At 59.3% G+C, this 12,965-nt stretch carries 15 protein-coding genes; 7 read left to right on the top strand and 8 right to left on the bottom strand.

Going from position 1 to position 12,965, the window contains the following annotated elements; genetic code table 11:
* Positions 1–13 precede the first annotated feature (13 nt).
* The 3 genes from AC2FNN_RS14670 to AC2FNN_RS14660 are packed head-to-tail and all read left to right on the top strand — an operon-like array spanning position 14 to position 2,112.
* A complete protein-coding gene (locus AC2FNN_RS14670) occupies positions 14–694 on the top strand; it encodes a TerB family tellurite resistance protein (RefSeq protein WP_496759271.1) in 681 nt (226 codons plus the stop codon).
* A gap of 4 nt (positions 695–698) precedes the next feature.
* On the top strand, positions 699–1,700 hold the full coding sequence (locus AC2FNN_RS14665; protein WP_496759289.1) for an endonuclease/exonuclease/phosphatase family protein: 1,002 nt from the start codon (positions 699–701) through the stop codon (positions 1,698–1,700).
* A gap of 37 nt (positions 1,701–1,737) precedes the next feature.
* Positions 1,738–2,112, top strand: coding sequence for a hypothetical protein (locus AC2FNN_RS14660; RefSeq protein WP_152458712.1), 375 nt, complete (start codon positions 1,738–1,740; stop codon positions 2,110–2,112).
* A 12-nt stretch (positions 2,113–2,124) separates the two neighbouring features.
* On the opposite strand, the gene AC2FNN_RS14655 is transcribed toward AC2FNN_RS14660, so the two are convergent.
* From AC2FNN_RS14655 to AC2FNN_RS14635, 5 genes are all read right to left on the bottom strand, one after another.
* Complete coding sequence (locus AC2FNN_RS14655) at positions 2,125–3,669, bottom strand: Ppx/GppA family phosphatase (protein ID WP_496759270.1); 1,545 nt, start codon at positions 3,667–3,669, stop codon at positions 2,125–2,127.
* Between the two features lie 49 nt (positions 3,670–3,718).
* Positions 3,719–4,408, bottom strand: coding sequence for a P-loop NTPase family protein (locus tag AC2FNN_RS14650; protein WP_496759269.1), 690 nt, complete (start codon positions 4,406–4,408; stop codon positions 3,719–3,721).
* Entirely contained in the window at positions 4,409–5,482 is a 1,074-nt protein-coding gene (locus tag AC2FNN_RS14645; RefSeq protein WP_496759268.1) for an AI-2E family transporter, read from the bottom strand.
* A gap of 89 nt (positions 5,483–5,571) precedes the next feature.
* On the bottom strand, positions 5,572–6,546 hold the full coding sequence (locus AC2FNN_RS14640; protein ID WP_496759267.1) for an isopenicillin N synthase family dioxygenase: 975 nt from the start codon (positions 6,544–6,546) through the stop codon (positions 5,572–5,574).
* Positions 6,546–7,910 carry an FAD-dependent oxidoreductase gene (locus AC2FNN_RS14635; RefSeq protein WP_496759266.1) on the bottom strand — a complete coding sequence of 455 codons (1,365 nt, stop codon included), beginning with the start codon at positions 7,908–7,910 and terminating at the stop codon, positions 6,546–6,548. The genes AC2FNN_RS14640 and AC2FNN_RS14635 overlap by 1 nt, the downstream gene beginning before the upstream one ends.
* A gap of 169 nt (positions 7,911–8,079) precedes the next feature.
* Between AC2FNN_RS14635 and proS the strand changes: the two genes are divergently transcribed.
* Entirely contained in the window at positions 8,080–9,420 is a 1,341-nt protein-coding gene (proS, locus tag AC2FNN_RS14630) for a proline--tRNA ligase (protein ID WP_152458706.1), read from the top strand.
* 115 nt (positions 9,421–9,535) lie between these two features.
* Here proS and AC2FNN_RS14625 read toward each other — a convergent pair whose 3' ends face one another.
* Together AC2FNN_RS14625 and AC2FNN_RS14620 are read right to left on the bottom strand one after the other, a co-directional pair.
* Positions 9,536–9,895: a hypothetical protein gene (locus AC2FNN_RS14625; protein WP_496759265.1), complete on the bottom strand. Its 360-nt coding sequence runs from the start codon at positions 9,893–9,895 to the stop codon at positions 9,536–9,538.
* On the bottom strand, positions 9,892–10,233 hold the full coding sequence (locus AC2FNN_RS14620) for a hypothetical protein (RefSeq protein ID WP_496759264.1): 342 nt from the start codon (positions 10,231–10,233) through the stop codon (positions 9,892–9,894). The genes AC2FNN_RS14625 and AC2FNN_RS14620 overlap by 4 nt, the downstream gene beginning before the upstream one ends.
* Before the next feature lie 18 nt (positions 10,234–10,251).
* Between AC2FNN_RS14620 and AC2FNN_RS14615 the strand changes: the two genes are divergently transcribed.
* Complete coding sequence (locus AC2FNN_RS14615) at positions 10,252–11,547, top strand: lipoprotein-releasing ABC transporter permease subunit (RefSeq protein ID WP_496759263.1); 1,296 nt, start codon at positions 10,252–10,254, stop codon at positions 11,545–11,547.
* Positions 11,540–12,226 carry an ABC transporter ATP-binding protein gene (locus tag AC2FNN_RS14610; RefSeq protein WP_496759262.1) on the top strand — a complete coding sequence of 229 codons (687 nt, stop codon included), beginning with the start codon at positions 11,540–11,542 and terminating at the stop codon, positions 12,224–12,226. Before AC2FNN_RS14615 ends, AC2FNN_RS14610 begins: the two co-directional genes overlap by 8 nt.
* Here the strand turns inward: AC2FNN_RS14610 and AC2FNN_RS14605 are convergent.
* Complete coding sequence (locus AC2FNN_RS14605; RefSeq protein WP_496759261.1) at positions 12,210–12,647, bottom strand: DMT family transporter; 438 nt, start codon at positions 12,645–12,647, stop codon at positions 12,210–12,212. The two genes, AC2FNN_RS14610 and AC2FNN_RS14605, sit on opposite strands and share 17 nt — an antisense overlap.
* Positions 12,648–12,744: 97 nt before the next feature.
* Here AC2FNN_RS14605 and AC2FNN_RS14600 point away from each other — a divergent pair.
* Positions 12,745–12,965, top strand: a 221-nt coding sequence (locus tag AC2FNN_RS14600; RefSeq protein ID WP_496759260.1) for a c-type cytochrome, incomplete at its 3' end; no start/stop codon positions are given.

The raw sequence follows: 12,965 nt of genomic DNA, 5'->3' as shown, positions 1-12,965 counted from the left end.
CTAGTGTACGCCCATGTCGATCTGGACCCGAATATCAGATGCGCTCAGCGCGCTGGCGCAAGGCGAAAGCCTGACCGCAGTTTTTGAAAAGCTGCGAACACCTCCGGAACGATCGGTGGCTTTCACGATTGCAGTGATTGCCCTGGGCGCAAAAATGGCCAAGGCAGACGGTCAGGTAACACGAGATGAAGTCACCGCCTTCCGCGATGTGTTCCAGATCGCGCGCCAAGACGAGGAAGGTGCAGCCCGCGTCTTCAACATGGCCCGTACGGACGTGGCGGGATATCAGGACTACGCCCGCAAAATCGCACGCATGTTTGCCGAAGACAGCACAACCCTGTGTGACCTGATGGAGGGGCTGTTTCACATCGCCATGGCCGATGGGTTCTATCATCCGAACGAAAACGCTTTTCTCGAAGATGTCAGCCAGATCTTCGGGCAAACCGACGCTCAGTTCAAAGCACTACGGGCACGTTTTGTCCCGGATGCGCCAAACGACCCTTACACGGTTCTGGGCGTTCCACATGACATGCCGCTGCCCGATATCCGCAAAGTCTGGCGAAAACTGGTCCGCGAAACGCACCCGGACGCCATGATGGCGCGGGGTGTCCCGGAAGAGGCGATCAGACTGGCCGAGAAAAAGATGATCGACATCAACCGCGCCTGGGATGAGATCAACGGCGCGCGGGCCTGACAGGATGCGGCTGGCGACCTATAACATCGAATGGTTTGCCAATCTTTTTGATCAAAACGACAATCTGATTGTCGATGACACCTGGTCCGGTCGACATGATGTTACCAAGGCGCAGCAGGTCGAGGCGATCGCAAAAGTGCTGACTGCGATTGACGCGGATGCGGTTTTGATTGTCGAGGCTCCGAACACCGGTAAGCGCCAGAACACGGTGCGGGCCCTGCAAACCTTTGCCGAGGCGTTCGATCTGCGCATCTCTGACGCGGTGATGGGGTTTGCCAACGACACCCATCAAGAGCTGGCGCTGCTATACGACAGGACCATTCTGACCGTGCGCCATGATCCCAAGGGTGACATCGACGACCCGTTGGCCCCCCCGTTCGATGGCGCGTTCAGAATCGATCTGGATATTGATGCGACCGAGGACGTAGTGCGGTTTTCCAAACCACCGATGGAACTGGCGGTGAAGACGCAATCGGGCCACTACGTTCGGCTGATCGGAGCTCATTTAAAATCCAAGGCTCCGCATGGGGCTGGGTCGCGGGATGAGGCGATCCGGATCGCGATTGCCAACCGCCGCAAGCAACTGGCGCAGGCGGTCTGGCTGGCCCGGCGGGTCGAGATGCACGTTGCCGGCCAAGAACCTGTCATTCTACTGGGAGACCTGAACGACGGCCCCGGGCTGGATGAGTTCGAGCATCTGTTCGGCCGCTCTTCGGTCGAGATCTTGCTGGAGGTTGGGTTGTTCGACCCGCATGCGGTGACGGCGCATGGTTTTCGGCCCGGATCGATACCCTCCACGGCGCGCTTTGCCCGCCCGGAAGAAGGCAGGTTTCTGGAGGCTCTTCTGGATTACATAATGATAACCCAGGATCTGCGTGCATACCGTCCGGCCTGGCGCATTTGGCATCCGTTTCGCGACGCGGCCTGTTGGTCCGCACCGGACCTGCGACAGGCGTTGCTGACGGCGTCGGATCATTTCCCGGTCACACTGGACATCGACCTGTGACCTTTCACGCCTGCGACAGGGGCGCTATATATCAGGTATGAAACACGTTTTGCTGATCAGCATGATCACGGCCGGCATCGCTGCGCCCGCCCTTTCGCAGGAAGACAACAGCAAATCCCTGATGGAGCAGGGGGCCGAGCTGTTTTTCGAAGGTCTGCGCAAGGAAATGGAACCGGCGCTGGATGAGTTGCTGGGCCTTGCGGATGAGTTTGGCCCGGCAATGCAGTCGTTCTTGCGGGAAATGGGCCCCGCACTGGCCGAACTGGGGGCCGAGATCAAGGATTGGAGCGCTTATGAGGCGCCCGAGATCTTGCCCAATGGCGATATCATCATCCGCAGGAAACAGGCCGAGGATCCGCCGGAGCCTGAAAATGAAGGTGAAGAATTGCCCGAAGGGGCAACTGATATCTGATCGGATCGATGGTCAGCCCTTGATGATCACGCGCGTATCGGATTTCAGGGCGTTCGCCAGTGAATTCAGGCGCGCTTCGGCAACTTCGCTGAACAGGGGGGCTGCTGCTTCGGGCAGGTACAGCTCCAACTGTCGCTTTTTGGGATAGAATTTCAGGCGCCCCATATTGGCGTCGTTGTGCATCCACAGCATCGCGCCAAAGCGCATGGCCTTGCCCAGAATCTCGGCCTGTTTCTGGCTTTTTTCATCCAGCAATTCGTAAAGCCGAGAGAACCGGTTGCCTTCCCGTTTGTTGCGATAGCGGTGTTGCAGTGCCAATCCGATGAAAACACGCTCGGAGTGCTTCAGGCCACCCAGATTGGCGCGCGTGACGTTGTCGAAACACACCTCGGCCCGATAATCGGGATGTGCGCGCCAGCTTACATCGTGCAGCAGGCAGGCCGCCTTGATCAGGCGCACCCTGCTGGGCGGTGCGGATCTGAACAGCGGGATGACAAAATCATAGAGATTGCTGCCAAATCCGGGCAGGCGCGCGTCCTTGGCTTCCGAGAATCGGCTGGCTTCGATAAGCGGGTCGCGGTCGCGCACTTCCTGCGGCATCTGCTCATACAGCAACCCCTCGCGGATACCATAGCTTGAGATGGCGATATCTTTGGGTTTGAACGTACGGATCAGCCGTGCCAGAACATCCATCGCGTAAGGGATAAGCGCCATGCGCGAGCTGGACACGCCCGCCTGAGCACGCAACTTTTCACTATCGTGTTTTTCGATGTATTTGATCGTCTCGCGCACCTGCTTGGTGGTCATGCGGTATTCATGCAGCACGTTCAGCGGATAGCCCCGCCGCAGCATGTCCAGCCGCGCAAAGGCGCGCCAGCTGCCGCCGACCAGAAACAAACGATCCCGCTGCTGGCCCATCTGATTGCGCAGATCCTCCATCGTTTCCTTGATATGCGCTTTTCGCGCGCGCCGCCCGCCTTTGATGTCACGCAGTTTCAGCGGCCCAAGCGGCGAGGTTACGCGGCGGCCGACCTGACCACCGCCGATTTCGGCCAATTCCATCGACGACCCGCCGATATCGCAGATCAGCCCATAGGCTCCGGGCCATCCCAACAGGACACCCTGCGCCGACAGGCGGGCTTCTTCGTCTCCGTCAATGATGGCCACCTGCAAACCGGTTTCAGCCTGCACCTGATCGCAGAATTCGGGCCCATCCGAGGCTTCGCGCACAGCAGCGGTGGCCACAACATGCAAACCGGGCAAATCCAGATCCATTGCCAGGTGCTGGAAGCGCCGCAATGCCGCCAGGGCACGTTCGCGGCCACGCGGGTTCAGCCGTCCGGTTTCGGACAGGCCCGCCCCCAGTTCGCACATGACCTTTTCATTGTAGAAATAGGCCGGTGATCGGGCCGCCCCGTCGAAAATGACCATCCGGACCGAGTTCGACCCGACATCGACAACCCCGACGCGCGACAGCGCCCGTGCGTCCGGTTTGTCAAACAGAGGCTTTCCGATTGTTCCCCAATCCGGGATATCGGTTTCGACGGTCTGATCCATGTGCCTTCCAGATTGTTCTGTTTGAGGATGCGAAATTGACGTCAGCGGGTCAATCATTGGTCTCGACCTCATCCGGGGCCGTGTTCAGTACGCGAATGGCCAGCGCGCGTGTGATGTCGCGCTTTTCCATGAGGGCCAATTGATCCAGCTGCGCCACCACGTCGGCCGCAGTTTCAAATCGACGATCCATGTGTTTGACCAGATAGGCAATCACCTCGGGGCCGGGATTGAGCTGCCGGTCTACGAACAGTTTGGCCAGAACCGCGCCCAGCAATGCGTCGTCGGGCGGGTCAAGTGCGACGTGATGCGCACCTTCGACCCGGCTTTGCAGGTCGGCCAGTGGCAATTCCCAGAACTTCGGGGCCAGCCGACCTGTCATCAGCAGGGCGTTCCCTTCGGCCAGAACCAGATTGTGCAGGTGAAACAGCGTTTTCTGCTGGTCGGCATCGTCGGCGATCATGGGCACGTCTTCAACCGCAATCGGCCTGCGTGCTAGATCCGGCACGTCGTCATACCGCAAATCAGCAGCCTGAATGATGCGCCCGCCGGTTTCCGCAGCCCAGACATGCGCCAGATGGGTTTTGCCAGCGCCAGCTGGACCGGTCAGAACAAGCTTGTTTCCCGGCCAGGATGTGGCCGAGATCATCGCCACGGCCAAAGCATTGGCAGGCGACACAAAAAAATCCTCTCGCCCGAGCGCAGTTTTGGCGGGCAGATCAAAGCTGAGTTGTCGGGCCATTTACTCGGTTTCCTGATCCTGACCTTCAAGACCGGTATAAAGTCGGCTGTCCAGGTACAGCGATGTGGCAAATCGGGCCAGCACGCCCAACGCTGCGGCCACGGGTACGGCGATCAGCATGCCGACAAAGCCGAACAAAGCCCCAAAGACCGACAGCGCCAGCAACAGCCAGACCGGGTGCAGCCCGACAGAGCTTCCCACCAGCTTGGGTGTCAGGAAGTTCCCCTCGGTGACCTGCCCGATGGCAAAGATCCCCGCGATCAGCCCGACATGAGCCCAATCACCCCAAAACTGAAACAGCGCCAGCCCGATGGCCAATGAGCCTCCGATCAGGGCGCCCAGATAGGGGATGAAAGTGACCAGTCCCGCGATGAACCCCACGATCAGGCCGAATTGCAGACCGGCAAGCATCAGCGCGACGGCATAGTAGGTTCCAAGGATCAGGCAGACCGTTCCCATCCCGCGCACGAAAGAGGCCAGCACGGCGTCAATCTCACCGGCCAGCCGCCTGATGGTGGGGGCATGGTCACGCGGCAAGAGCTCTCCGATGCGAGCGACCATGCGATCCCAGTCCAGCAGCAGGTAAACGGCCACGACGGGCACGATTACCAGAAGGACAACAATGTTTATCGCAGACCCGAGTGAGGCAAGAACCGTTTGCAGAACATCCCCGGTCTTGGATTTCAGCATGTCGCCGAAGGACACCAGCATCTGATGAGTGTTTGATTCCCGGTCCAGCAGCGACGGAAACTGTTTTTCAATGAACCCGCGCAATTGTTTGAACAGATCGGGCAGAACGTCGATCAGATCCAGCAACTGGGTAATCAGGGCGGGTACAACCATCAGGATCGCCAACATAAACCCCAAAATCCCGATGACGGTGATGATGGCTGTGGCTGCGATGCGCGACAGGCCCAACCGCTCCAGCCGATCCGCAACGGGATCAAGGAAATACGCAATTGCTCCGCCTATGACGAAAGGCAGCAGGACATCCCCCAAAGCCCAGAGGATCAAAACAAAAACCGCTGCGGCGACGCCCCAGTATCTCAGCTGATCCTTTACCGGCAAAGCCATGGTGATCCCCTTGTTCAGGCCCTTGCAGGCGTTCTTGGCGCATCAAAGCCCATGATGCAAGCGCTTCATTGGCAGGGGCTTTGCCGGTTTCAATCGTGCAATGTCCCCAGTTCCGGGGTGTCTTCGTCTGCGGTTTCATCGGGCCAGTTGGTGCGCCAGATTTCTGCCGACCAGTGGCCGCAATGAACCGCCGGGCGGTCGAAACCGGGCAGGGCGGGCAACAACGGTTCAACAATGACGTCATGGCGGGGTACGGCGAAATAAGGGAAAGAATACCGTTCCTTGCCCGACCGGTTGACCACCCGGTGAGGCGTGGATTTCAGCCGCCCGCCTGACCACAGTTCCAGCATGTCACCGATATTCACCACGAAACCGCCGACTGGACAGTCCGGTGATATCCACTTGCCGCTGCGGGTCTGCACCTCGAGCCCACCCACCGGATCGGTCGCGATGATGGTCAGTGCGTCCGTGTCCTTGTGCGGATGGATACCATAGCCTGCTTCATCCGCGGCCTGAGGGGGATAGTGCAGCAATGTCATATTGGTCATCGGGTTGCGGAACGCGTCGCGCAAAATGCCAGAGGTCAAGCCCAGGCCGGATTCCAATGCGCGCAACAACACATCAGCGACCTGATCCAATTGACGCCAATAATCCAGGATGACCTTTCTGGCGCGGGGGACTTCGGCGGGCCACAGGTTCGGGCCGTACAGGGCACACTCAGCGCGCACGGGGTCGGTGGCGGCAACCTCGTGGTGCAGCTTGTAACCCTCGTATTTGTCGGCTTTGCCGGATCCGTCATTGGGTGTGAAAAAGCCCATCGGGATATAACCGCGATAATTCTCGCGCGTGATGGCCTGATCCCATTTGCGGGCTTCATTGATAGCAAAGATCTCTCGTGTGGTCTGACGGACGTGATCCACTGTCTGCTGGGACACACCTGTCCCGGTGATGGAAAGAAACCCGATTCCTGTGCAGGCTTCAATTATGCCTTGTACCGTTGCGGCATAGGCTGCGCTGCCGGGATCGGTCAGCGGCGAGATGTCTATGGTCGGAATTCTTTCCATCAGTGAATCCTGACCCCCTGACGCTCTAGTTCCGTGTGAACAGGTGCCAGGTTCAATTGATCCAGGCCCTGATTGCTTTTCAGTGCCATGGCCGCCGCAACGCCCGCGCCCTGACCCATGACGGCGCAGCAGGCCATATTGCGCGTGGCGGCATGGGCCACCCGCTCCGCGCCATGCGACCGCCCCGCGACCAGCAGGCCCTTGACGCCCCTGGGCAGCATCGAGCGGTAGGGGACCTGCATGTACCGCCCCGTGGTCGGCAGGATCAGGATGCCATAGCCATCGATGAATTCGGGATAGATGCCGATCGTGTCTTCGAACCGGCCCTGATGGCGGGCGTCGTTTTCGGTCATGTTGTATACCGCATCGATCTTGCGCGTGTCGCGGATACCGATGGTCATCCCGAAATTCCGAAGCCGCGCGTTCTCGCATCCCGGCATGAACCGGCGCAGCGCCTCGATGGCCAGCATGGTCTGGCGGCGGCCTTCGATCTCGCCACGTGTCAGGCTGTCGGGGTCGGTCCCATCGATCCCGGCCAGATGGATGAGGTTCATGTAGGTCAGTTCGCCCGTGTCATGCATCGCGCCCCAGGTGCCGGCAATGGTATTCAGATGCGGCGGGATCAGCCCCTGATCGATGGCCTGTTGGAAGGGTTTGTGCACGAAGGGTGAGAACATGTCGTCCTCTTTCCCGCTGGTTTCGATGTTCCACTCACCGCCGCCGCCCCAGTCCTTGTAGGTCTGCGGGTCGGCCTTGACACCCTCCATAAAGGCTCGTTTGTCGACACCCGCCAAGTGGAACATGACAGAGGCCGCCATCATGTCCTCCCGAGCGGTTTTGTACGTCGGTGCACCCGCCCGATGGGCCACGTCCGCGTCGCCGGTGGCATCGATGACGACCTTGGCCAATATCGCCTCACGCCCGGCCTTGGATTCGGTGATGATGCCAGTGATCCGGTCCCCTTCCATGATGGGGGCGACGAATTGCCGGTGCAGCATTGGGTGAACGCCCGCCTCTTCGACCAGCTTGTCCGCCACCAGCTTGAACCCTTCGCTGTCCAGTTCATAACTGAGCGACTGGCTTTCGGGCACCGCCGCGCCCATCTCTTTGGCGCGGGTTTCGAACTCCATCCCGATGCCGCCGGCCTCGACGGTTTGCTCGTGCCGGTACCAGGCGAATCCTTCGACGCCGACGGCGGTGATGTTGCCGCCCATGCAGCCGAACCGATCAATCAAAGATACCTCGGCCCCCGCACGTGCCGCTGCAAGCGCTGCGGCCAACCCGGCGGGGCCGGAACCGACGACCAGAACATCGGTTTGATGAATGACGGAGATTTGGCGTGCGGGTTCCTGAATGGTCTGCATTGGCGCCTCATGGAATTTGCGTTTCCGCTACCATTGGGATTCCCGATTGGCGGGTCAATCAAAAAACCGACTGCCGCGAGGTCGGAAAAACACCAATGCGCGATTGCCCCCGGCGGGGCTTTGGCATAATCACCTGTCCAGTCGAATTCTTACCTTTGAAGGTCCGTCCATGCGCCTGAGCCGTTACTTTCTGCCCGTTCTCAAGGAAAACCCGTCCGAGGCCCAGATCGTTAGCCACCGGCTGATGCTGCGTGCCGGGATGATCAAGCAGGCTTCTGCGGGGATATATTCCTGGCTGCCGCTGGGTTTCAAAGTGCTGCGCAAGCTGGAAAACATCGTCCATGAAGAACAGGCCCGGGCCGGTCACATCGCGATCCAGATGCCCATCATCCAATCGGCGGATTTGTGGCGCGAATCCGGGCGCTATGACGATTATGGGCAGGAAATGCTGCGGATGAAGGACCGGCATGACCGGGACATGCTGTTCACGCCCACGGCCGAAGAACTGGTGACCGATATTTTCCGCGGTCACGTGAACAGCTACAAAGACCTGCCACTGACCCTCTATCAGATCCAGTGGAAGTTCCGCGATGAAATCCGCCCGCGTTTCGGCGTGATGCGGGGGCGCGAGTTCTATATGAAGGACGGCTACAACTTCGACCTCACTAAGGAAGACGCGCTGCACGCCTATAACCGCCACCTTGTCAGCTATCTGCGCACCTACGAGCGTATGGGTCTTCAGGCGATCCCGATGCGCGCGGATTCCGGGCCCATCGGCGGCGATGACACCCATGAATTCCTAGTGCTGGCTGACACTGGTGAATCCGAGGTCTTCTATGACAGCGCCGTCACCGATCTGACCTTTGGTGATCGTGAGATCGACTATGACAGCCGCGAACAATGTCAGGCGATCTTGGAAGAGTTCACCTCGAAATACGCGCGCACGGATGAAACCCATGATGAAGCGCTGTTCAACCAGATACCCGAAGAACGCCGCCGCGTGGCGCGTGGCATCGAGGTGGGTCAAATCTTCTACTTTGGCACGAAGTATTCCGAGCCGCTGGGTGCGACCGTGCAGGGCCCGGATGGAAAACCGGTTCCGGTGCATATGGGCAGCCACGGGATCGGCGTCAGCCGTCTGGTCGGTGCGATCATCGAGGCCAGCCATGACGACAAAGGCATCATCTGGCCCGAGGGCGTGACCCCGTTCCATTGCGGCATCGTGAACCTGAAGCAGGGCGATGAAGAAGCAGATGCGGCCTGTGACAAAATCTACAACGCTCTGACAGCGTTGGGGCTGGAGCCGCTTTATGATGACCGCAATGAACGGGCAGGGGGCAAATTTGCGACAATGGATCTGATCGGTCTGCCCTGGCGGATCACGGTCGGCCCGCGCGGCCTGAAGAATGGTGTCGTTGAACTGACTTGCCGCCGGACCGGCGAAAGCGAGGAGCTGAGCCCCGAGGCGGCCGTTACCAAAGTTGCTGAAATCTACCAGCAGATTGCCTGAGCACCGTCACCGGTGACTGGTCTTGCTGTCACGCGCACCGATCCATCTCGCGAAGGTGGCCATGCGATTGCTTTGGCCACCAAATGTGATTTGACCAATCCGATTGGCTAAGGCGTCAGTCTTGGACTGCCGTCGGGCGCGTTGCAAGGATGTCTCCGTTGGCGCCCTCGCCGCGCGCGACCACGATCGGACGGCCCAGCCGGTTGACCAGGTCGCGAAACTCAAGACCCAGGAACCGCAATCCGCAAACCCGCGCGTCCGTGGTTCGATCCGTGATACACAGACGCCCTTGCCGGAAAACCAGACGATACCCTTTGTCTTTCAGAATATCCGTCAGATTGCCCCAGCTTGCCGCGCTGGCAAAGATTGGCCGAATGGCCGCACGCAGCAGCGCCGCTGTTTCACAATCCAGTTCTTTTGATGCTTGCCGAGACGGAATAACCCCCGCACCGTTGGTTGAAATTTGAAAATTCATTGAGCGACCCCCGCTCCTTTAATGTGTTCCCCCACATACAGGGTGACAAAGTTTCTGAAAATAATCAAAAAGAGTAATAAAATTTCGCGCCCATTGTTGCCTTTTCGATTCAGGAGCTCACAAAGCGCGATGATTAACTTCATACATGAAACAATACCGGTTTGTCTGTGATGCGCTTCACAACTCATGGTGTAGCACCAGATTTCCAAGTCATCCTTTTGGCCCAGCCACAGTGCTGGGCAACCGGATTGATTCGGCTCGTTCAGGCTGAGGAACGGGTTCGGAATGACAACCGGCTTGACCATCGGGTGAAATGTCGAAACTGTCCCCGCGAACACGAACACCCCGGAGCAGGCATGGCCAAGACACCCCCGCCCTTTGCCCCTTTTGAATGGAAAATCGCATGGCGTTATCTGCGGGCCCGCAGGGCCGAGGGAGGGGTCAGTGTGATGACCTGGATTTCTCTGATCGGGATCACATTGGCAGTGTTTGCCCTGATCGCGACACTGGCGGTCCGGTCCGGCTTCCGTTCGGAATTTGTTGGCACCATTCTGGGCGCCAACGCGCATGTGACGGTCTATTCGTCAGGCGAAATCGATGCCCAGGGGCGGGTGGATCGCACGATCGCCGACTTTGAGGAACGCGCGGCCCGGGTCGCGCAAGTGCCCGGTGTTCAACGCGCGGCTCCCTTGGTGAAGGGGCAGGTACTGATCACCAACCGCGACCACAGCAGCGGGGTTGAAGTGTTTGGAATCCGACCCGACGATCTGTTCGATTTGCCGGGTATTGCCCAGGTAGAGCAGGCAGTGGGGGACTTGTCTGAATTCCAGGCGGGTGAAGATGTCATCGCAATTGGTTCAGGCGTGGCGCGCAGTATCGGGGCGACGGTCGGGGATGTCGTCAAGTTGACTTCACCCAACGGCGTTAAAACCGCCTTTGGTACGTCGCCCCGCGTGAATGCCTATCGCGTTGTCTATGTGTTCTCGGCCGGGCGCTATGACATCGACCGCACGCGCGTCTACATGCCGTTTTCGCAGGCGCAGGGTTTCTTCAATCGCGAAGGTGTGGCCGATGAAATCGAGGTGATGGTGGACGACCCCGAAGACCTGGGCCCGATCCTGATTTCGATTCTCGAAGCTTCGGGCGAGCGCAGCCAGGTCTGGACCTGGCAGGATGCATCCGGTGGGTTCCTGCGGGCATTGGAAGTCGAAGACAACGTGATGTTCATCATCCTTTCGATCCTCGTTCTGATCGCCGCGATGAATATCGTCTCGGGCCTGATCATGCTGGTCAAAAACAAGGGGCGCGATATCGGCATCCTGCGTACCATCGGCCTGAGCGAAGGATCGGTTCTGCGTGTGTTTTTCATTTGCGGCGCTTTTACCGGCCTGATCGGAACGGCAATGGGGGTCATCCTGGGATGCCTTTTTGCGATCTATATCGATCCGATCTTTTCCTTCGTGAATTACGTGATGGGCGGCGGCGTCTGGGATCCGTCGATCCGGGGCATCTATGCCTTGCCCGCCGAGCTGCATCTGAGCGACGTGCTCAAGGCGATCGGCCTGTCGCTTGGCCTGTCCTTTGTCGTCACCTATTTCCCTGCCCGTCGCGCGGCGCGGCTGAACCCGGTCGAGGCGTTGCGCTATGAATGATGTCACATTGCGTCTGAAAGGTCTGACCAAGACCTATCTGAAAGGCAAACCGGGCGAGGTGCAGGTCCTGCGCGGAGTTGATCTGGATCTGCGCGCGGGTGAGGCCGTAGCGATGGTTGCGCCTTCTGGGGCAGGTAAATCCACGCTTCTGCATATCGCCGGTCTGCTGGACATGCCCGACGAAGGAAGCGTCGAAATCGGCGGGCAGAACGTATCGGGCAAGGGCGACCGGACCAGAACAGCACTGCGTCGGCAGGAAGTCGGGTTCGTATATCAATTCCACCACTTGTTGCCGGAATTCACGGCGTTGGAAAACATCACTCTGCCGCAACTGGCCAATGGTGTGCCGGACAAGGCCGCACAGGCCCGAGCGCTGGACCTGCTGGACCGTGTCGGTGTGGCCGCACGCGCCGGCCATCGCCCCGCGGCGCTCTCTGGTGGGGAACAACAGCGGGTGGCGTTTTGCCGGGCCTTGGCGAATGCGCCCCGTGTTTTGTTGGCGGATGAACCGACGGGTAATCTGGACCCCGAAACCTCGGATCAGGTTTTTGATACACTGATGAAGCTGGTGCGGGACGAAGGGTTGTCGGTGTTGATAGCAACGCACAATCTTGACCTGGCGGCGCGCATGGACCGGATGGTCCGGCTTGAGGGCGGGGTGCTCAGGCCAGTTGAGTGATCGCGACGCCAATGGCCATGACGGCGATCCCGCCCATCCGCATGAGCGTAAGCGGTTCGACCTGTGCGCCGAACAGGCCGAAATGGTCGATGGCCGCAGCGCTGATCAATTGCCCGAGCAGCACAAAGAACACGGCATTGCCCACCCCAAAATGTGGTGCGACATGGGTGATGGACAGGACATAGAAAGCAATCAGGACACCTGCAAGCAACAGGTGTTTCGGCGCCTGGGCAATCTTGGACAAGGCCGCAAATCCGGGAAACAGCGCCATGACTAATGCCGAGGCGGCGAAGGCGATGGCAAACAGCACAACGGCTGCCGCAGTTGGCGACCCGATGACTTTCCCCAGCGCCGCGTTGAGCGCCGCAAGGATCGGAATTCCAAATCCGGCGGCCAGCATGATGGCGGCGTATTGTGTCATTGCCCGAAACCTCTGTACCTTTTTCGTTGATCTGGATCATTGCGCCAAGACGGCCATCGGGCAACCCTGCAAATGCCAATCCAGGCAGGAGGATACGATGTTCAAGGCAACAATCAGTGTGCTGGTTCTTGGGGTTTCGGTTGCTGCCTCGCAGGCCGCTTGGGCACAGGACGCACAGACCGGACAGGAACTTTATATGCACCATTGTGCGACTTGCCACGGAATCGATGCGATGGGCCAGGGTCCGATGGCAGCCGTGCTGGTGGTTCAACCGAGCGATCTGACCGCTTTGTCCAACGAGGAGGGCGTGTTCCCGAC

It is taken from the genome of Ruegeria sp. BHSA118 (assembly GCF_059613405.1).
The sequence above is the reverse complement of the archived record's forward strand: the minus strand, read 5'-3'. Positions and strand labels throughout refer to the sequence as shown.

What these genes read in the sequence shown, in the direction of transcription:
- proS (WP_152458706.1), top strand. Translation starts at nt 8,080, where the DNA reads ATGCGCCTGAGCCGTTACTTTCTGCCCGTTCTCAAGGAAAACCCGTCC.
- AC2FNN_RS14615 (WP_496759263.1), top strand. Translation starts at nt 10,252, where the DNA reads ATGGCCAAGACACCCCCGCCCTTTGCCCCTTTTGAATGGAAAATCGCA.
- AC2FNN_RS14655 (WP_496759270.1), bottom strand. Translation starts at nt 3,669, where the DNA reads ATGGATCAGACCGTCGAAACCGATATCCCGGATTGGGGAACAATCGGA.
- AC2FNN_RS14645 (WP_496759268.1), bottom strand. Translation starts at nt 5,482, where the DNA reads ATGGCTTTGCCGGTAAAGGATCAGCTGAGATACTGGGGCGTCGCCGCA.
- AC2FNN_RS14650 (WP_496759269.1), bottom strand. Translation starts at nt 4,408, where the DNA reads ATGGCCCGACAACTCAGCTTTGATCTGCCCGCCAAAACTGCGCTCGGG.
- AC2FNN_RS14625 (WP_496759265.1), bottom strand. Translation starts at nt 9,895, where the DNA reads ATGAATTTTCAAATTTCAACCAACGGTGCGGGGGTTATTCCGTCTCGG.
- AC2FNN_RS14640 (WP_496759267.1), bottom strand. Translation starts at nt 6,546, where the DNA reads ATGGAAAGAATTCCGACCATAGACATCTCGCCGCTGACCGATCCCGGC.
- AC2FNN_RS14610 (WP_496759262.1), top strand. Translation starts at nt 11,540, where the DNA reads ATGAATGATGTCACATTGCGTCTGAAAGGTCTGACCAAGACCTATCTG.
- AC2FNN_RS14635 (WP_496759266.1), bottom strand. Translation starts at nt 7,910, where the DNA reads ATGCAGACCATTCAGGAACCCGCACGCCAAATCTCCGTCATTCATCAA.
- AC2FNN_RS14660 (WP_152458712.1), top strand. Translation starts at nt 1,738, where the DNA reads ATGAAACACGTTTTGCTGATCAGCATGATCACGGCCGGCATCGCTGCG.
- AC2FNN_RS14605 (WP_496759261.1), bottom strand. Translation starts at nt 12,647, where the DNA reads ATGACACAATACGCCGCCATCATGCTGGCCGCCGGATTTGGAATTCCG.
- AC2FNN_RS14665 (WP_496759289.1), top strand. Translation starts at nt 699, where the DNA reads ATGCGGCTGGCGACCTATAACATCGAATGGTTTGCCAATCTTTTTGAT.
- AC2FNN_RS14670 (WP_496759271.1), top strand. Translation starts at nt 14, where the DNA reads ATGTCGATCTGGACCCGAATATCAGATGCGCTCAGCGCGCTGGCGCAA.